Genomic DNA, 18,786 nt, shown 5'->3' on the forward strand with positions numbered 1-18,786 from the left:
GAGCAATTATATGAGGCGCCCTTGTGCGACGCAAGAACATTTGCATTGCGAAATGCATTCCCATAATGTGACATATCAGCGATTTCAGATACCGTCGATGAAACTCCTTATGGATCAAGCCTTAAGGCCATATCGATCCAGACCGCATCAGACGTCTTCTAGAGTAAAACCCCTAAATCCAACAAGGAATTGCCGGATCGCCCGTCCATGCCGCAGCGCAGCAGAAGAGCAGCCACCACGCATAATTTTGGGATAGCGTCAGCGCGCACCAATTGTCAAACCGCGGGCTACAATGCCGTCTCGATATAGCTATGCGCGGTGGAGTGACAGCATGGAATGCAAAGTAAGCTGGATGGGGCAAGACGGGATGGCGTTCGCGGCCGAGACGGGCAGCGGCCATCTGGTTGCGATGGACGGCGCGCCCGAGGGCGGCGGTCGCAACCTCGCGCCGCGTCCGATGGAAATGGTGCTGCTCGGCACCGGCGGCTGCACGGCGTACGACGTCGTGATGATCCTGAAGAAGAGCCGCCAGGAAGTCGCCGGTTGTTCGGTGACGCTGAAGGCCGAGCGCGCGAGCGAAGATCCGAAGGTGTTCACGAAGATCCACTTCCACTTCACGGTGACCGGCAAGAACCTGAACCCGGCGACTGTCGAGCGCGCAATCAACCTGTCGCACGACAAATACTGCTCGGCGTCGATCATGATCGCGAAGACTGCCGAACTCACGCATTCGTTCGATATCGTCGCGCTCTGATCCGGGCGCGACCGCGGCGGCGGCCAAGGTCGCTCGCCGCGCGTCCAAATGAAAAAGCCGGCGCCCCTCACGGGACGCCGGCTTTTCTTATTTAGCGGCAAAGCAGGCCGATAAGCCGGATTCTGTGCACACGCCGCGTCCGAAGACGCGCCGCGCGTGGCAGCCATTCCTCTAGGCGCGCCATTACTGACGCGCTCAAGCTTCCTACCCGCTGACGCGACGGGGGCCCCGCCCTGCATCTCGAAGATGCTAGCCAGCCTACTTGGAATTGCTCCGGGTGGAGGTTACCGTGCCGGTCTGCCTTGCGACAGCCGCGGTGCGCTCTTACCGCACCGTTTCACCCTTACCTGATCCCGACTTGCGCCGGGCCATCGGCGGTTTGCTTTCTGTTGCCCTGTTCCGCGTGTCACCACGGATGGCCGTTAGCCATCACCCTGCCCTGTGGAGTCCGGACTTTCCTCGCCCTCGTTGGCCGAAACCGTCGAGGCCGCGACTGCCTGGCCTGCTTTGCTGGCGCGGATTTTAACACCGAACGGGAATGCGGCTGGCGACGCGCTTCACTACTGCCGAAACCGGCCTGGAGTCGAAGTAGTCGGATCAGCAGGGAAAACCGCTGCCGCGCCTAGCTCTTGCGTCGCCCGGGGCGAAATACGGAGGTGTCGTCGTAAAACGCGGGCGCTTCGCTGTCGGGCCACCAGCCCGGAATGCCGAGCACGGGCAGAGGCGCAAATACGCGGCTGGTCAACGCGTCGGTGCCGAGCAGCGCCGCACTCACCGTTTCGTCGAGCCATGCGTTGCGCGCGGCGGTGTCCCATGCGAAGTACCCGGCCGGCACATCGACGATCCACGCATGACCGGTGCAGCCCTTGAACGGCGCGATCAGCTTTTCCAGCAACGCGTGGCCGAAACAGCGCACTTCGCAGTTGCGCCCCCACTCGGCGCGGCGCGCGACGAATAGCGTGCGCCAGTCGAAGCCGCGTAGCGCGGCGCTCAGCGAAGGATCGGCGCAAGCGAACAGCAGTGCGTTTTCGTCGAACAGGGTCAGCATGTCGCGCACGCCGCCTCGAGTCGGGCCGACGCCAAGCACATCGAGCTCGGCCGACTGCCGTGCGTTCAGCGCGGCCTTGATGCGCGGAAACGCAAACCACATCGAGCCGTTGAAAAAGTCGTGCAGGTTGTGCCGCGTCGGCACGCAACCGGTCGACGCGATGTGCGCCTCGTACGCGGCGCCCGGTGGCAGATCGTCCTGCGCAATAAACGCGAGACGTTGGCCACGGCCGGTGGTCTGCCGCATCTCGGTGGCGTCGGCGTTCATCGTCGCGAGCAGGTCTGCGTAGCTGGAGAGCGCAGCCTGCTGCCAGCGCTGGCCGCGCGGCCCAAGCTGGGCGAACCAGGGCTTCGACCAGTCGATCGCGGCGAAACCCGACGGGAGAGTCTCCTGAGCGACTTCATCCATCGACCCGGCCACCGCCTCATCCGCGGACCGCTGCTCCGCCCCACCCTCGCGCATTTACTTCTGCCTTAAACCAGGCGCCAGCCGATCGCTTCGCCGCCGCGCAGCGGCACGACCGGCGTATCGCCGACCGGCAGTTCCGCCGGCAGCGTCCATTCCTCGCGGCGCAGCGTAACCTTCTCCGTATTGCGCGGCAGGCCGTAGAAATCCGCGCCATGGAAGCTCGCGAAACCTTCGAGCTTGTCGAGCGCGCCGGCTTTGTCGAACGCTTCGGTGTACAGCTCCAGCGCATGCAGCGCCGTGTAGCAGCCCGCGCAGCCGCACGCATGCTCCTTCAGCCCCTTCGGATGCGGCGCGCTGTCGGTGCCGAGGAAGAAGCGCGGATTGCCCGAGGTCGCCGCCTCGACCAGCGCAATGCGATGTGTCTCGCGCTTGAGCACCGGCAGGCAGTAATAGTGCGGACGGATGCCGCCCTGGAAGATCGCGTTGCGGTTGTACAGCAGATGGTGCGCGGTGATCGTCGCGCCCAGCAGTTCCGGCGCGGCACCCGCGTCGCGAATGTAGTCGACCGCGTCTTTGGTCGTGATGTGCTCGAACACCACCTTCAGCGCCGGAAACTCGCGGCGCAGCGGCGTCATCACACGGTCGATGAACACCTTCTCGCGATCGAACAGATCGATCTCCGAATCCGTCACCTCGCCGTGCACGAGTAGCGGCATGCCGACTTCCTGCATCGCTTCGAGCGTTTTTGCGCACTTCATGATGTCGGTGACGCCCGCGTCCGAATTGGTCGTCGCGCCCGCCGGATACAGCTTCACGCCGTGCACGAAGCCGCTTTCGCGCGCGCGGCGGATTTCGTCGGGCGGCGTGTTGTCGGTCAGATACAGCGTCATCAGCGGCTCGAACTTCGCGCCGGCCGGAATCGCGGCGACGATCCGCTCGCGATACGCCTGCGCCATCGCGGTCGTCGTGACCGGCGGCTTCAGGTTCGGCATGATGATCGCGCGACCGAACTGGCGCGCGGTATCCGGCAGCACCGCCGCCAGCATCGCGCCGTCGCGGACGTGCAGATGCCAGTCGTCCGGGCGGACCAGCGTGATGGAATCGGGGGAAACGTTCGGAGTGGTCATGGCAAGAGGGGGACGAGACTTCGCGCGCGCAGCCCATCGAACCGGTCAAACCGCGCTGTTGCGGCCCGAACACACGTCGATTTTGCTATTTGGCGTCTCCGGCTCGGTGATATGCTTGGAAAATCATCATTGTAACGGCTCGATCCGTTCACAGGCTCACCTGCAACATGTGCCAACTTCTCGGAATGAACTGCGCCGCGCCGACGGACGTCACGTTTTCCTTCACCGGCTTTGCGGCGCGCGGCGGCGTCACCGATCACCACGCCGACGGCTGGGGTATCGCGTTCTTCGAAGACAAGGCCTGTCGCCTCTTTATCGATCATCAATCGTCGGCCACCTCGCCGATCGCGGAGATGGTCAAGCGCTACCCGATCAAATCGAAGAACACGATCGCGCACATCCGCAAGGCGACGCAGGGGCATATCCTGCTCGAAAACTGCCACCCGTTCATGCGCGAACTGTGGGGACGTCACTGGATCTTCGCGCACAACGGCGACCTGAAAGACTATGCACCGGAGCTCTCGGGCGTCTATCAGCCGGTCGGCACGACCGATAGCGAACTCGCGTTCTGCGCGCTGCTGCAGGGTTTGCGCAAGGCTTTTCCGTGTGCGCAGCCGCCGCTCGAAGAACTGTTCGCCGCGCTCGAAACGCTCACGCGCGAAATCACGCAGTACGGCGTGTTCAATTTCCTGATGTCGAACGGCCAGGCGCAGTTCGCGCACTGCTCGACGCATCTGCATTACCTCGTGCGGCGCTGGCCGTTTTCGACCGCGCATCTGGTCGACGCGGACGTATCGATCGACTTCGCAAAATACACGACGCCCGAAGACCGCGTCGCGGTGATCGCGACCAAGCCGCTGACCGACAACGAAGTGTGGACCGCGTTCGCGCCGGGCGATCTGCTGATGTTCCAGCATGGCGAGGTGATCGGCCGCACCAACATTCCGGTACCGGCATCGGTGCTCGAAAAGCTGCGCAATCCGGCGCTCGACGCGTCGGCGTCCGCCACGACGATCGCGGCGTCGAACGATGCCGCCTCACTGCCCGACAGCGAATCCGATCTCGAAGCCGCGGACGACGCGGCTGCGTTCGAGTCGTAAGCCGCACGCAGTGGCACGGCGCGGCCGCCCGCCGCGCAACTGCCGGCAATAAAAAAGCCGCTCCATCGAGCGGCTTTTTTTCGCCCCGCGCGTGCCCGCAAAAGGCTCGCGCGAGTCCGGCGGCAGACAAAAACTCAGTGCAGAATCTTCGCCAGAAAATCCTTCGCGCGATCCGACTTCGGATTCGCGAAGAAGTCTTCCTTGCGGTCGTCTTCGACGATCAGGCCCTTGTCCATGAAGATCACGCGATGCGCGACCTTCTTCGCAAAGCCCATTTCGTGCGTGACACACATCATCGTCATGCCTTCCTGCGCGAGTTCGACCATCACGTCGAGCACTTCGTTGATCATCTCCGGGTCGAGCGCCGAAGTCGGCTCGTCGAACAGCATCGCGATCGGGTCCATCGACAGCGCACGCGCAATCGCCACACGCTGCTGCTGACCGCCGGACAACTGCCCCGGATACTTGTCCGCATGCGCGCGCAAACCGACGCGGTCGAGCAGCTTCAGCCCCTTCGCGGTCGCTTCGTCGTTCGAGCGACCGAGCACCTTGATCTGCGCGAGCGTCAGGTTCTGCACGATCGACAGATGCGGGAACAGTTCGAAGTGCTGGAACACCATGCCGACCTTCGAGCGCAGCTTCGACAGATTGGTTTTCCTGTCGGTCAGCGACTGACCGTTGATCACGATCTCGCCCTTCTGGAACGGCTCGAGACCGTTGACGGTCTTGATCAGCGTGGACTTGCCCGAACCCGACGGCCCGCACACCACGACCACTTCGCCCTTTTTGACTTCCGTCGTGCAGTCGGTCAGCACCTGAAACTGGCCGTACCACTTCGAAATATTCTTGATAGAGATCATCTTGCGACCTTTTTCTGAAGACCTTTGACGAGGCTCGACGCGATCACACAGATCACGAAATAACACGCGCCCGCGAAGAGTACCATTTCGACACTCGTGCCGTCACGGTCGCCAATATTGGTGGCGGTGCGGAAGAAGTCGGCGAGGCTGATCACGTAGACGAGCGACGTGTCCTGAAACAGCACGATACCCTGCGTGAGCAGCAGCGGCACCATCGCGCGGAACGCCTGCGGCAGCACGATCAGGCGCATCGCCTGGGCGTAGGTCATGCCGAGTGCGAACGATGCGTTGACCTGGCCGCGCGGCACCGCCTGAATGCCGGCGCGGATGATCTCGGAATAATACGCGGCCTCGAACAGCGAGAACGCGACCATCGCCGACGCGAGCCGGATGTCGATGTCCGCCGACAGACCGAGCACGCTTTGCAGCAGTTGCGGCACGATCAGGAAGAACCACAGCAGCACCATCACCAGCGGGATCGAACGGAAGATCGTCACGTAGATCTTCGCGAACCACTCGAGGGGCTTGATCGACGACAGCCGGAACATCGCGAGGATGGTGCCCCACACGATACCGAATACGATCGCGATCAGCGTGATCTTGAAGGTGACGATCGCGCCGGTCCACAGCGTCGGCAGCGCGCCCGGAATACCGCTCCAGTCGAAATGATGCATCACTTGCCTCCGATATAGCCGGGCAGCCGGGTTTTCGCTTCGACCCAGCGCATCAGTTGCATCACGATCAGGTTGATCAGCATGTACGCGATCGTGACCGCAATGAACGACTCATACGTCTGCGCCGTATAGTCGACCAGCTGGCGCGCCTGCGCGGACAGGTCGAGCAGACCGATCGTCGACGCCACCGCGGAGTTCTTGAAGATGTTCAGAAACTCGGAGGTGAGCGGCGGCACGATGATCCGGTAAGCGACCGGCAGCAGCACGTAGCGATATGTCTGCCATTGCGTGAAGCCGACCGCGAGACCCGCGGCGCGCTGGCCGCGCGGCAGCGCGTTGATGCCCGAGCGCACCTGCTCGCACACGCGCGCGGCGGTGAACAGGCCCAGACAGATGATCGATGAAGAAAAGAACTGCGCGGCCGGCGGCAACTGCTTGAACCAGGTGCCGATCGACACGGGCAGCAACTCCGGTATCACCAGATACCAGACGAAGAACTGCACGATCAGGGGGACGTTGCGGAAGACCGCGACGTAGACGGTACCGATGCCCGACGCCCATTTGTTCGGCAACGTGCGCAGCACGCCGAAGAACGAACCGACGATCAGCGCGATCACCCAGGCCGACAAGGACACGGTGACGGTGACCCACAGCCCCGACACCAGCCAGCCGAGATAGGTAGTCGGCTCGCCCGTGGAGACGGGACTCAGCAGAATGCCCCAGTTCCAGTGATATGACATGACCAAGACTCCGGCAAAAAGAAACGGAAGAAGCGCGTGGCCCCTTCCGTTCCGTTAAGCGTTTCGAAAGTGTCGAAAAGCAGCTAACGTTTAATCGATTGCCTTGTCGTTCGGATTCTTGAACAGTGCCCGCATATCGTCGCTCATCGGGAAGTTCAGGTTCAGGCCCTTCGGCGGGATCGGCGATTCGAACCAGCGCTTGTAGATCTGCTCGCCTTCACCCGAGGTTTGCACCTTCGCGATCGCGTCGTCGGCGACCTTCTTGAATTCCGGATCGTTCTTGCGCAGCATGCAGCCGTAAGCTTCACGCGATTGCGCCGTACCGACGATCACGAAATCGCCCGGGTTGTTCGACTTCGCGCGCTCGCCGGCGAGCAGCGCGTCGTCCATCATGAACGCGGCAGCACGGCCGGTCGACAGCGTCAGGAACGACTCGCCGTGGTCCTTCGCGCTGATGATGTTCATGCCCATGCTCTTGTCCTGGTTCATCTTGCGAAGCAGGCGCTCGGAGGTGGTGCCGGCGGTCGTCACGACCGTCTTGCCCTTCAGATCGGCGAAATCCTTGATGCCGGAGTCTTTCCTGGTCATCAGGCGCGTGCCGATCACGAAGATCGTGTTCGAGAACGCTGCCTGTTGCTGGCGCTCGGCGTTATTCGTGGTGGAGCCGCATTCGATATCCACGGTGCCGTTCTGCACCAGCGGAATACGGTTCTGCGACGTGATCGGCACCAGCTTCACCTTCAGGTTCGGCATGTTCAGCTTCTGCTTGACCCCTTCGACGATCTTCAGCGCGTAATCCTGCGAGTAGCCGATCACATTCTGCTTGTCGTCGTAATAGGAAAACGGAATCGACGATTCGCGATGGCCCAGCGAAATGACGCCCGTATCCTTGATCTTTTTCAGCGTGCCCGAGTCTTGCGCATGCGCGCCGACCGTGAACAGTCCGAGAGTCGCGAGCAGCAGCGCAGCTTTTTTAACCTTCATCTTGATCTCCTTGGCAAGAACCGGCGCCAGTTTAGCAAAGTAATTTTTCTGAAAGTATTGCTATAAACCATGTTGTTGCGCGCACGCCGCGATTGCCGCCGGCGCCCGCGCCACAGTCGTTTTCACGGACATGCGAAGGCGGGCGACATCGTTACGATGCCGCCCGCCGGTCAAACACGCGGTCTTGTGAACCACGATGATGCAAATTGTACGGCGGTCCGCGAAAACCGCTGTGTCAAACAGTGTAGAACGTAGAACCCGTGTCGGCCCCATAACCATCCGCGTCAGCAGACGGTCACGGCCGACCGGCCACGCTCAGGGGTACAGACCGCGCATTTCGCGCGCCTGCAGAATCCGCTTACACGCGACGATAAACGCCGCCGTACGCACCGACACGTTCTGCTCGCTCGACACCTGCCAAACCGCGGCGAACGCTTCGCGCATCACGCGCTCGAGCCGCTCGTTGATCTCATTCTCGGTCCAGAAGAAGCTCGAGAAGTCCTGCACCCACTCGAAATATGACACTGTCACACCGCCCGCATTCGCGACCACGTCCGGAATCACGAGGATGCCGCGATCGTGCAGGATGTCGTCGGCCGCCGTGGTGGTCGGGCCGTTCGCGCCTTCGACGATGATCCGCGTCTTGATCTTGCCGGCATTCTTTTCGGTGATCTGATTTTCCAGCGCCGCCGGAATCAGGATGTCCGATTCGACCGTCCAGAACTCTTCGTTGGTGATCGCATCCGCTTCGGCGAAACCGCCGACGCCGCCCGTCTTCGCCACGTGGTCGAGCAGCGCGGCCGCGTCGATGCCGGTGGCCTTGTACACCGAGCCGGTGTGGTCCTGCACCGCGACGACCTTGGCGCCCGCTTCCTGGAACAGACGCGCGGCGATCCCGCCGACGTTGCCGAAGCCCTGCACCGCGATACGCGCGCCTTCGATGTCGAAGCCGATGCGGCGTGCCGCTTCGCAGCCGACCACGAACACGCCGCGGCCGGTTGCTTCACGACGGCCGAGCGAGCCGCCGAGCGTGATCGGCTTGCCGGTCACGACGCCGGTAGCCGTCTGGCCCTGGTTCATCGAATACGTGTCCATCATCCACGCCATGATCTGCTCGTTCGTGTTCACGTCCGGCGCGGGGATGTCGGTATTCGGTCCGATGATGATGCCGATTTCGCTCGTGTAGCGGCGCGTCACGCGCTCCAGCTCGCCACGCGACAGCGTGCGCGGATCGACGCGGATGCCGCCCTTCGCGCCGCCGTACGGCACGTTCACCGCCGCGTTCTTCACCGACATCCACGCCGACAGCGCCATCACTTCGGACAGCGTAACGTCCTGGTGATAACGCACGCCGCCCTTGCCCGGACCGCGCGACACGTTGTGCTGCACGCGATAGCCCTCGAAGTGCGCGACCGTGCCGTTATCGAGTTCGATCGGCACATCGACGATCAGAATGCGCTTCGGGCGCTTCAGGGTTTCGAGCCAGCGGGACAGCGAACCGAGATACGGCGCGACACGGTCGACCTGGCGCAGGTAGTTGCCCCACGGGCCGAGGTCTTCGCTATTGAGGTAGGAGGGAACGGACTGCAACGTTGAGACGGGTTGAACGGCTTGTTGCTGGGAAGACATGAACGCTCCGGCGTTGATCGAATACGAGCATTGTGGAAAAACGTCGTTTTGAAATCCAATGCCGTTTCATCATCCCGTTATGTTTTTTTTGCATAACGTTCCGAAAGCCGCAAATTCGCGTCGTCGGTGCGCAGGTCGGCTTCCGGGTTTTATGCCGCGCCCTGCTGCAACTCCTCCGACACCACGTCCCACAATTGCCGCACGAGAATCTGGCGCGCGTCGTCGCTTTTCGCGGCGAGCTTGTCGCGGTACAGGCGGATTTCCATGCTCAGCGTCAGTTGGCCTTCAGGCGTGCCGCGCGTCGCGCGATCGAGGCGGATCAGCTTGCCGTCGGCGATCGCGTCCTCGACCGCGCTATGCGGCAGAAACGCGATGCCGTGCCCCGCGAGCGCCATCGCCTTGAGCCCCTCGGCCATGTCGGTCTCGTACAGCCGGTCCACATACAGACGCTCGGGCGCCTGCGCGAAGATCACTTCGGTCATGCGCCCGAGGTACGCGTTCGGCGTGTACGACAGATATGGCGCGGGCGCGTCGGGCGTGCCCGGCAGCGTGTGACGCGGGCGGCCCGCGCGGGCGGGCGCCGAGAACGGACTGATCGGCTCGTGGCCGAGCGTCAGCATGTCGTAGCGGGCCGGGTCGAGCGCGACCGGATGGCTCGGATGGTGGTAGCCCATCATCAGATCGCAGCCCCCTTCCACCAGCGACAGCGCCGCGTCGTGCACGTTCAGCGCGCGCAGCCGCGTATGGATCGGCCCCATCTGCGCCTCGATGCGCTGCAGCCAGCGCGGGAAGTACGTGAGCGACAGCGTGTGCGGCACCGCGAATTCGATCGTCGCCTGCGGGGTCGCCGTGTGGCCGCGCAGCAACGCGCGCGCCTCGTGGAATTGCGACAGCATCGCGAGCGCCTGTTCGTTGAACACCTGGCCCGCCGCCGTGAGCCGCGTCGGATACACCGAACGGTCGATCAGCTCGGTGCCGAGCCATGCTTCGAGCGCCTGAATGCGTCGCGAGAAAGCCGGCTGCGTGACGTGGCGCAATTCGGCCGAGCGGCTGAAGCTACGCGTTTCCGCGAGCGAAATGAAGTCTTCGAGCCATTTCAGTTCCATGCGAGTGCGCTTTGCCGGCGAGAGGGAGGAAGTCTGCATTCTAGCGGCGCGGGCTCGCACCGCACGCCGCGGGCCCACCGTTGCACCGCTCGCCGGCGCGGCCCGCCCACCCTCGCGCCGCACACCGCCCGCTGCGACACGCCGCCCGCCGCCCGCCGCCCGCTGCTCGCCGCTCGCTGCTCGCTGCTCGCCGCTCGCCGCCTCGCCGCACGCCACCGGCGCCGAACCGCGCCCGCGCCGGCTTGCCGCGCGCACGGTGGTAAAATGCGCGGTTCCCCCCGTTCCCGATCCGCTCCTTGAGCGCTCATCACGTCCCATCATGTCCGACACCCGCCCCGACACCCTGTTCGCGCTGAACGCGCTCTCCCCGCTCGACGGCCGCTACGCCGCCAAAACCGAAGCCCTGCGCGACTGGCTCTCGGAAGCCGCGTTCATGCGCAATCGCGTGACGGTCGAAATCCACTGGCTGATCGCGCTGTCGCGCGCCGGCTTCGCCGAAGTGCCGCGCTTCTCCGAAGCGTCCGAGCAGTTCCTGCTGCAACTGGCCGAGCGCTTCACCGCGCACGACGCCGCGCGCATCAAGGACATCGAGCGCGTCACCAATCATGACGTGAAGGCGGTCGAATACTGGCTGAAGGAATCGGTGAAGGGTCAGGAAGAACTGGAACGCGCGAGCGAGTTCATCCACTTCGCGTGCACGTCGGAAGACATCAACAACACCTCGCACGGCCTGATGCTCGCCGGCGCGCGCGAACACGTGATCCTGCCGGCGCTGCGCTCGGTGCATCAGCGCCTCGTCGCGCTCGCGCACGCGCACGCCGAACAGCCGATGCTGTCGCGCACGCACGGCCAGCCGGCCAGCCCGACCACGCTCGGCAAGGAAATGGCCAACGTCGCCGCGCGTCTCTCGCGCGCGATCGAGCGTATCGCAAAGGTCGAACTGCTCGGCAAGATGAACGGCGCGGTCGGCAACTTCAACGCGCACCTGTCCGCGTATCCGGAGTTCGACTGGGAAGCGTTCTCGAAGGACGTGGTCGAAAACCGCCTGAAGCTCACGTTCAATCCGTACACGATCCAGATCGAGCCGCACGACTACATGGCCGAGCTGTTCGACGCGATCTCGCGCGCGAACACGATCCTGCTGGATCTGGACCGCGACGTGTGGGGCTACATCTCGCTCGGTTACTTCAAGCAGCGCACCAAGGCCGGCGAAATCGGTTCGTCGACGATGCCGCACAAGGTCAACCCAATCGACTTCGAAAACTCGGAAGGCAACCTCGGCCTCGCCAACGCGACGCTGCGCCACCTCGCCGACAAGCTGCCGGTGTCGCGCTGGCAGCGCGACCTGACCGACTCGACGGTGCTGCGCAACATCGGCGTCGCGTTCGGTTACTCGCTGCTGTCGTACGACTCGCTGATCCGCGGTCTCGACAAGCTCGAAGTGAACGCGCAGCGTCTGAACGACGACCTCGACAACTGCTGGGAAGTGCTGGCCGAGCCAGTGCAGACCGTGATGCGCCGCTACGGCATCGAGAACCCGTACGAGCAGCTGAAGGAACTGACGCGCGGCAAGGGCATCACCCGTGAAGCGCTGCAGACGTTCGTCGGCGGCCTGGCGATTCCGCAGGACGCGAAGGACCATCTGCTCGCGATGACGCCCGCCTCGTACATCGGCAAGGCGGTCGAACTGGCGAAGCGGATCGGCTGATTCGCTGGCTGAGCCTGACGTGGGCCGCGGTGCCGCCGCGGCCACGCATAAGAAAAGCCGCTCCAGGGAGCGGCTTTTTTACGTCCGGCGTTCGCAACCGGAACGCGGAACCATCGGAGACTCGCGGCAAATTCAGCGCTGCTCGACCTGCTTCAGCACCTCATCGACAATCTGCTCCGGCGTCAGATCGATGCTGACCGTGATCGCCTCGTCCGCGCCCGGTTCCTCGAGCGTATCGAGCTGGCTTTGCAGCAGCGACGGATCGAAGAAGTGCCCGGTGCGATGCCCCAGACGTTCGGAGAGCACCTCGCGCGAACCCTTCAGGTAGACGAAGCAGACGTCCTTGTCGCCGGCGCGCAGGACGTCGCGATACGAACGCTTCAGCGACGAGCACGTGAACACCGCCGTCTCGCCCGCCTTCTGCTTGTCCTCGATCGCCGCGCGGATCGTCTTCAGCCACGGCCAGCGGTCTTCGTCGGTGAGCGGGATGCCGTGATGCATCTTCTCCTTGTTGGCGGCGCTGTGAAACGCGTCGCCGTCGGTGAACGTGCAGTGCAGGCGCTCAGCCAGCAGTTCGCCAACCAGCGACTTGCCGGCGCCCGACACGCCCATTGCGATCAAAATCATTTGAATCTCCTTACAGGACCGCCGCAAGCGCGAAGGTCAGGCCCAGCCCCATCAACGAAATGATGGTTTCGAGGAGCGACCACGTCTTGAAGGTCTGCCCCACCGTCATGCCGAAATACTCCTTGATCAGCCAGAAGCCGCCGTCGTTCACGTGCGAGAAGATCAGCGAGCCCGAGCCGGTGGCGAGCACCAGCAGTTCGGGCCGGACCTGCACCGCGCCCGCCGAGACGATCGGCGCGACGATGCCGCAGGCGGTCGTCATCGCGACCGTGGCCGAACCCGTCGCGAGACGGATCAGCGCCGCGACGAGCCAGCCGAACAGCAGCGGCGACAGATGCACCGCGGTCGCGACGTTGACGATTTCCTTCGAAATGCCGCTATCCATCAGCACGCGGCCAAAACCGCCGCCCGCGCCGACGATCAGCGTAATGCCCGCGATCGGCGCGAGACACTCGCCGCAGAACTTCTGGATCTGCTCGCGATTGAAGCCGCGGCTCGCGCCGAAGGTCCAGAAGCTGACCAGCACGGCCGTCAGCAACGCGACGTCGGTGTTGCCGAAGAAGCGCAGCAGATCGTTCGGCAGCGTCTTCGGCGCGAAGAACAGATCGGCCCAGCTGCCGACCAGCATCAAAATCACCGGCAACAGGATCGTGAACAGCGTGATGCCGAAGCCAGGCAATTCGCGTTTCGGCGCATCGGCTTTCACGCCGTTGCCGCCGTCCGCGTCGCTGCCGAGAAATTGCGCGGCGAGCGCGTTGTCCTTCGGCAGTTTGATATGGCGACTCACCAGCAGCGCGAACAGCGGACCGGCGACGATCGCCGTCGGAATACCAATGATCAGCCCAAACGCGATCGTCTTGCCGATGTCCGCGTGATACGCCTGCACGGCGAGCAGCGCGGCCGGGTGCGGCGGAATCAGCCCGTGCACGACGGACAGGCCCGCCACCATCGGCAGACCGACCAGCAGCAGCGATTTATTGGTGCGGCGCGCGACGTTGAACGCGATCGGAATCAGCAGCACGAAACCGACTTCGAAGAACACTGGCAAGCCGACGATGATCGCGACGAGCATCATCGCCCAGTGGATGTGCTTCTCGCCGAACAGGTTGATCAGCGTGGTCGCAATGCGCTCGGCGCCGCCCGACTCGGCCATCATCTTGCCGAGCATCGTGCCGAGACCGACCACGATGGCGATGTGCCCAAGCGTGTTGCCGTTGCCGGTTTCGAACGACTTGACGATGGTCTGCATCGGCATGCCGGCCACGAGGCCGAGCAGCAGCGAGACGATGATCAGGACGAGAAACGGATAGACCTTGTAGCGCGTGATCAGCAGGATCAGCAGCGCGATCGCGATGACCGCGTAGACCAGCAGCATGCTGCCGTGGACAGCTTCCATGAAGCTCCTCCTTGGGTTTATTGATTCTGAGTGCGGAACACGGCCGGCACGTCGTCTCACGGCAACCTGCGCGATGCCTGAAAACCCGGCTAGCCGCGCGGACGCTGAATTTTACTGTTTGTGTCCTGAAAACGCGCGTTAATCCATCACGCATTACAGGTAAAAAAAGAGTCCCGGCGCGACAGCCGCGAGGGCTGCATCGACGAGACTCGTGTAGCGGACCCGATGACGGTGACAAACACCGATCGAGACGTTAATGCGCGGGCGCGGCCAGCTGACTCGCGGCGCGCGCGAGGCGCGTGACCTCGTCCCAGTTCTGCGCGGCCAGCGCGGACTTCGGCGTGAGCCACGAACCGCCGACGCACACCACGTTCGGCAGCGACAGGAAATGCGGCGCCGTCTCGGCCGTGATGCCGCCGGTCGGGCAGAACTTCAGCGCCGGGAACGGGCCGTGGAACGCCTGCAGCATCGGCACGCCGCCGGCCTGCTGGGCCGGGAAAAACTTGACGATCTCGTAACCGAGTTCGAGCGCGAGGATGATGTCGGACGGCGTCATCACACCCGGCAACAGCGGCAGACCGACGTCCTGCGCGGCCTGGTGCATTTCTTTCGTCAGGCCCGGCGACACGCCGAACTGCGCGCCCGCCTTCTTCGCCTGCGCGCAGTGCTCCGGCTTCGTGATCGTGCCGACGCCGACCACGATGTCGTCGGCCAGTTCGCACGCACGCTCGATCGCGCCGAGGCCCGCCGGCGTGCGCAACGTGATTTCGAGCACCTTCACGCCGCCCGCATGCAATGCGCGCGACACGTGTTCGCCCTGTTCGACCGAGTCGAACGCGAGCACCGGAATCACCGGGCCGAGGCGCACGATGTCGCTTACTGTTTTCGCCGTCATAGTCAGACTCCTTATTTGTGCAGCGCCGCGCTCGCTTGCGCGGTGCCCGTGTGCTTATGTGCGTGCTGATCGCCCGCTTGATGGCCGTGCTGTCCATGCTGCCCGTGCGAGGTGCCGCCCTCGCCGACCATCCTGCCGAATACCGATGCGCCCTGCTCCGCCGGCGCGGCCGCCGCGCGGAACACGCCGAACAGCTCGCGACCGAAACCGACCTCGTTGTCGGCCTGATGCTTCGGCTCGTCGCAGGGACGGGCCGCCCATTCGGCCGCGTCGATCTCGATGTCGAGCACGCCCGCTTCCGCGTCGATCACCAGCATGTCGCCGGTGCGGACCTTGCCAATCGGACCTTGCAACAACGCTTCCGGCGACAGATGAATCACCGCCGGCACCTTGCCCGAGGCACCCGACATGCGGCCGTCGGTGACCAGCGCGACATGGAAACCCTGATCCTGCAACACACCGAGCAGCGGCGTCAAACGATGCAGCTCGGGCATGCCGTTTGCGCGCGCGCCCTGGAAGCGCACCACCGCGATGAAGTCACGCTTCAGTTCGCCCTTGTCGAACGCTTCCTGCACCGCTTCCTGCGAATCGAACACGATTGCCGGCGCCTTCACCTTGCGATGCGCGGCGGCGACCGCCGAAATCTTGATCACGCCGCGACCGAGCTTACCCTGCATCAGGCGCAGGCCGCCGTCCGGCTGGAACGGCTCCTTGATGCCGCGCAACACCGCGGTATCCGCGCTCTCGTCGACGGCCGCCACCCATTGCAGCTTGCCGTCGATGAGCTTCGGCTCTTCCGTGTAATGCCTGAGGCCCTTGCCCGCCACGGTGTTGACGTCTTCGTGCAGCAGCCCGCCTTCGAGCAGATTGCGCACGAGAAACGCGACGCCGCCGGCCGCGTGGAAGTGGTTCACGTCGGCCTTGCCATTCGGATAGATCTTCGCGAGCAGCGGCACCGCCTGCGACAGCGCGTCGAAATCGTCCCAGTCGATCACGATGCCGGCCGCGCGCGCAATCGCGACGAGGTGCAGCGTGTGATTGGTCGAGCCACCGGTCGCCAGCAGCGCGACGATACCGTTGACGATCGCCTTCTCGTCGACCACGTGGCCGATCGGCATGTAGTTGCCGCGCTCGACCGTCAGATCGAGCACGCGGCGCGCGGCCTGCGCGGTCAGCGCGTCGCGCAGCGGCGTATGCGGATGCACGAAAGCCGAGCCCGGCAGATGCAGGCCCATCACTTCCATCAGCATCTGGTTGCTGTTCGCGGTGCCGTAGAACGTGCAGGTGCCGTGGCTGTGATACGCGGCCGCTTCCGCTTCGAGCAGCGCGTCGCGGCCACACTGGCCGGTGGCGAACAGTTGGCGCGTCTTCGCTTTGTCGTCGTTGGACAGGCCGCTCGCCATCGGGCCGGCCGGCACGAAGATGGTCGGCAGATGCCCGAATTGCAGCGCGCCGATCAACAGGCCCGGCACGATCTTGTCGCAGATGCCGAGGCACAGCGCCGCGTCGAACATGTTGTGCGTGAGCGCGACGGCCGTGCTCATCGCGATCACTTCGCGCGAGAACAGCGACAGCTCCATGCCCGCGTTGCCCTGCGTGATGCCGTCGCACATCGCCGGCACGCCGCCCGCGAATTGCGCGACGCCGCCGTTCTCGCGCGCGGCCTGCTTGATGATGTCCGGGTAGTTTTTGTACGGCGCGTGCGCCGACAGCATCTCGTTGTACGACGAAACGATGCCGATGTTCGGCTCGCGAATCTGCTTGATGACGAGTTTGTCGTTGCCCTCGAGACCCGCGAAACCGTGGGCGAGGTTCGCGCACGACAGCGCGCCGCGCGCCGGGAAGCGCCCCTGCGCATGCTGGATACGGGCCAGATACGCTTCACGCGTGGGCTTGCTGCGCTCGATCACGCGCTGCGTGACCTTCAACAATTGCGAATGCGGGGAAACCATCGGAGCTCCTTCGTCGCTGGCGGCAGGCGCATGCGTGACACCAGGCGGTATCGCGGGGTTGTCGCGGATTGTGGCAGGGTTCTACTGCTTGAACGACGCCATCTTAGTAGAAAAACTACACGATCGCAATGACGAGCGCTGCTGCAACGCGGCATCGCACAATGCCTCGAATCGGCCTACTGGCAGTGCATCAACGATTTTCGGCCAAAACCCAGGGAATACACTTAGGCATCGATATGTAGTTTTTGTACCTAGCTTTTGTGCGCCATCGGCCAATCGGATATAGTCCACACGTTCTTCAGCATAGTGCGAGTTTTCCGATGATGCTGTCCCAGGTGGAAGAGATGCGCGAGCAGTTGCGCCCGTCCGAGCGCAAGCTGGCCGATTACGTAATCGAGGCGCCGCGCGAAGTGCTCGATCTGTCGATGACCGAAGTCGCCGCGCGCGCGGGCGTGAGCCAGCCGACGATCGCGCGCTTCTGTCACGCGCTCGGCTTTTCCGGGTTTCGCGAATTCAAGATCCGTCTCGCCCAGGGCATTGCCGCCGAGGTGCCCGCCGTCTATCGAGACGTGCGGCCCGACGAGCCGACGCCGGGTGTCGCCGCGAAGGTGCTCGACCGGACCATCGGCGCGCTGATCCAGGTGCGCAACAACCTGTCGTCCGATAGCGTCGCGGCGGCAATAGAGATGCTCGCGCAGGCGAAGCGCATCGAGTTCTATGGCGCGGGCGGCTCGGGCATCGCCGCACTCGACGTGCAGCACAAGTTCTTTCGGCTCGGCATGCCGAGCGTCGCGTATTCGGACCCGCATACGTTCCTGATGTCGGCGGCACTGCTCGGCGCGGGCGACGTGGTGGTGGCGATCTCGAACACCGGCCGCACACGCGACATCATCGATGCCGCGAAGGCCGCGCTGAACGCCGGCGCGAAAGTGATCGCGATCACGCACGGCAACTCGCCGCTCGCGCGGCTCGCGACCGTGGGCCTGTTTGCCAACGTCGACGAAGACACCGACATCTTTTCGCCGATGACGTCACGCGTGTCGCATCTCGCGATCGGCGACATTCTCGCGGTGGGTGTCGCGTTGAGCCGTGGGCCGGAACTGGTGGAAAAGCTTGCGCAGACGAAGGAGGTGATTCATCGGCGGCGGGTGGATTCGCCCGGATCATAGGGGCAGCCAACGGGCGCGCGCGATGGGCTGGCACCGCGTTCGGGCGTTCGGCGGAAGTGTTAAGCGACAGTCTCCGGCAGCGCGACGGCTCCCCGAAAACGACAAGGGCGGTGTGCCAGTCATCCGGCACCCCGCCCTTTTTGCTTTCCCAGCGCCGCGGCGCTAGCCGCTATCGCACGCTCAAAACGGCTTGATCACCACCAGCGCGACCGCCGCCAGCATGCCGAGCACCGGCAGTTCGTTGAACATCCGATACCACTTGTCCGAGCGACGATTCTCGCCGCGCTCGAAACGGCGCAGCAGCACGCCGCAATACACGTGATAGGCGATCAGCAGCACGACCACGCCGACCTTCGCGTGAATCCAGCCCTGCCCACTACCAATGCCGATCACGAGCCACAACCACAGCCCGCACGCGAGCGCCGGCACCGCGATGAAGCTCATGAAGCGGAACAGCTTGCGCGCCATGATCAGCAGACGCGCGGTCGCCGCGGGTTCCGTTTCCATCGCCAGATTGACGAAGATGCGCGGCAGGTAGAACAGGCCGGCAAACCAGGAGGCAATCAATACGATGTGAAACGTCTTAACCCAGAGCATTCGTGGTCCTTT

17 protein-coding genes and 1 other RNA gene are annotated in these 18,786 nt (G+C 63.9%); 4 read left to right on the forward strand and 14 right to left on the reverse strand.

Translation table 11 applies throughout. The annotated features are described in order from the left end of the window. Positions 1-331 precede the first annotated feature (331 nt). Positions 332-754 (forward strand): OsmC family protein, encoded by a 423-nt coding sequence (locus HHL14_RS22690; protein WP_169499848.1) that lies wholly within the window; start codon positions 332-334, stop codon positions 752-754. A gap of 95 nt (positions 755-849) precedes the next feature. Here the strand turns inward: HHL14_RS22690 and rnpB are convergent. The 3 genes from rnpB to pyrC form a co-directional block, all read right to left on the reverse strand. Next, an RNA gene (gene rnpB, locus HHL14_RS22695) (RNase P RNA component class A) lies at positions 850-1,263 on the reverse strand. A 113-nt stretch (positions 1,264-1,376) separates the two neighbouring features. After that, on the reverse strand, positions 1,377-2,210 hold the full coding sequence (locus HHL14_RS22700; RefSeq protein ID WP_230413162.1) for a DUF3025 domain-containing protein: 834 nt from the start codon (positions 2,208-2,210) through the stop codon (positions 1,377-1,379). Positions 2,211-2,275: 65 nt separating this feature from the next. Further along, on the reverse strand, positions 2,276-3,337 hold the full coding sequence (pyrC, locus tag HHL14_RS22705; protein WP_169499850.1) for a dihydroorotase: 1,062 nt from the start codon (positions 3,335-3,337) through the stop codon (positions 2,276-2,278). Between the two features lie 167 nt (positions 3,338-3,504). On the opposite strand from pyrC, the gene HHL14_RS22710 reads away from it, so the two are divergent. Beyond that, positions 3,505-4,437, forward strand: coding sequence for a class II glutamine amidotransferase (locus HHL14_RS22710; RefSeq protein WP_169499851.1), 933 nt, complete (start codon positions 3,505-3,507; stop codon positions 4,435-4,437). Positions 4,438-4,571: 134 nt separating this feature from the next. Here HHL14_RS22710 and HHL14_RS22715 read toward each other — a convergent pair whose 3' ends face one another. The 6 genes from HHL14_RS22715 to HHL14_RS22740 form a co-directional block, all read right to left on the reverse strand. Next, complete coding sequence (locus HHL14_RS22715) at positions 4,572-5,297, reverse strand: amino acid ABC transporter ATP-binding protein (protein WP_169499852.1); 726 nt, start codon at positions 5,295-5,297, stop codon at positions 4,572-4,574. Next, complete coding sequence (gene gltK, locus HHL14_RS22720; RefSeq protein ID WP_169499853.1) at positions 5,294-5,971, reverse strand: glutamate/aspartate ABC transporter permease GltK; 678 nt, start codon at positions 5,969-5,971, stop codon at positions 5,294-5,296. The genes HHL14_RS22715 and gltK overlap by 4 nt, the downstream gene beginning before the upstream one ends. Then, positions 5,971-6,711: an amino acid ABC transporter permease gene (locus HHL14_RS22725; RefSeq protein WP_169499854.1), complete on the reverse strand. Its 741-nt coding sequence runs from the start codon at positions 6,709-6,711 to the stop codon at positions 5,971-5,973. Before HHL14_RS22725 ends, gltK begins: the two co-directional genes overlap by 1 nt. A 90-nt stretch (positions 6,712-6,801) precedes the next feature. Next, on the reverse strand, positions 6,802-7,695 hold the full coding sequence (locus HHL14_RS22730; protein WP_169499855.1) for a glutamate/aspartate ABC transporter substrate-binding protein: 894 nt from the start codon (positions 7,693-7,695) through the stop codon (positions 6,802-6,804). 315 nt (positions 7,696-8,010) lie between these two features. Continuing rightward, positions 8,011-9,324, reverse strand: a complete 1,314-nt coding sequence (locus HHL14_RS22735; RefSeq protein ID WP_169499856.1) for a Glu/Leu/Phe/Val family dehydrogenase — start codon at positions 9,322-9,324, stop codon at positions 8,011-8,013. Positions 9,325-9,473: 149 nt separating this feature from the next. Beyond that, the gene (locus tag HHL14_RS22740) at positions 9,474-10,430 is read right to left on the reverse strand and encodes a LysR family transcriptional regulator (protein WP_169499857.1); all 957 of its coding nucleotides are present in this window, start codon (positions 10,428-10,430) and stop codon (positions 9,474-9,476) included. A gap of 319 nt (positions 10,431-10,749) precedes the next feature. Between HHL14_RS22740 and purB the strand changes: the two genes are divergently transcribed. Continuing rightward, the gene (purB, locus tag HHL14_RS22745) at positions 10,750-12,138 is read left to right on the forward strand and encodes an adenylosuccinate lyase (protein WP_169499858.1); all 1,389 of its coding nucleotides are present in this window, start codon (positions 10,750-10,752) and stop codon (positions 12,136-12,138) included. Positions 12,139-12,270: 132 nt separating this feature from the next. Here purB and HHL14_RS22750 read toward each other — a convergent pair whose 3' ends face one another. The 4 genes from HHL14_RS22750 to edd form a co-directional block, all read right to left on the reverse strand. Then, the gene (locus tag HHL14_RS22750; RefSeq protein WP_169499859.1) at positions 12,271-12,765 is read right to left on the reverse strand and encodes a gluconokinase; all 495 of its coding nucleotides are present in this window, start codon (positions 12,763-12,765) and stop codon (positions 12,271-12,273) included. A gap of 10 nt (positions 12,766-12,775) precedes the next feature. Continuing rightward, positions 12,776-14,161, reverse strand: coding sequence for a GntT/GntP/DsdX family permease (locus tag HHL14_RS22755; protein ID WP_169499860.1), 1,386 nt, complete (start codon positions 14,159-14,161; stop codon positions 12,776-12,778). A gap of 253 nt (positions 14,162-14,414) precedes the next feature. Further along, entirely contained in the window at positions 14,415-15,056 is a 642-nt protein-coding gene (eda, locus tag HHL14_RS22760; protein WP_169499861.1) for a bifunctional 4-hydroxy-2-oxoglutarate aldolase/2-dehydro-3-deoxy-phosphogluconate aldolase, read from the reverse strand. A gap of 11 nt (positions 15,057-15,067) precedes the next feature. Then, on the reverse strand, positions 15,068-17,008 hold the full coding sequence (gene edd / locus HHL14_RS22765; protein WP_169499862.1) for a phosphogluconate dehydratase: 1,941 nt from the start codon (positions 17,006-17,008) through the stop codon (positions 15,068-15,070). A gap of 320 nt (positions 17,009-17,328) precedes the next feature. On the opposite strand from edd, the gene HHL14_RS22770 reads away from it, so the two are divergent. Continuing rightward, positions 17,329-18,177, forward strand: a complete 849-nt coding sequence (locus HHL14_RS22770) for a MurR/RpiR family transcriptional regulator (RefSeq protein ID WP_169499863.1) — start codon at positions 17,329-17,331, stop codon at positions 18,175-18,177. A gap of 180 nt (positions 18,178-18,357) precedes the next feature. Here HHL14_RS22770 and HHL14_RS22775 read toward each other — a convergent pair whose 3' ends face one another. Continuing rightward, positions 18,358-18,774, reverse strand: a complete 417-nt coding sequence (locus HHL14_RS22775; RefSeq protein WP_169499864.1) for a CopD family protein — start codon at positions 18,772-18,774, stop codon at positions 18,358-18,360. Between the last annotated feature and the right edge of the window lie 12 nt (positions 18,775-18,786).

This window comes from Paraburkholderia antibiotica (genome assembly GCF_012927125.1).
GTDB classification, from domain to species: domain Bacteria; phylum Pseudomonadota; class Gammaproteobacteria; order Burkholderiales; family Burkholderiaceae; genus Paraburkholderia; species Paraburkholderia antibiotica.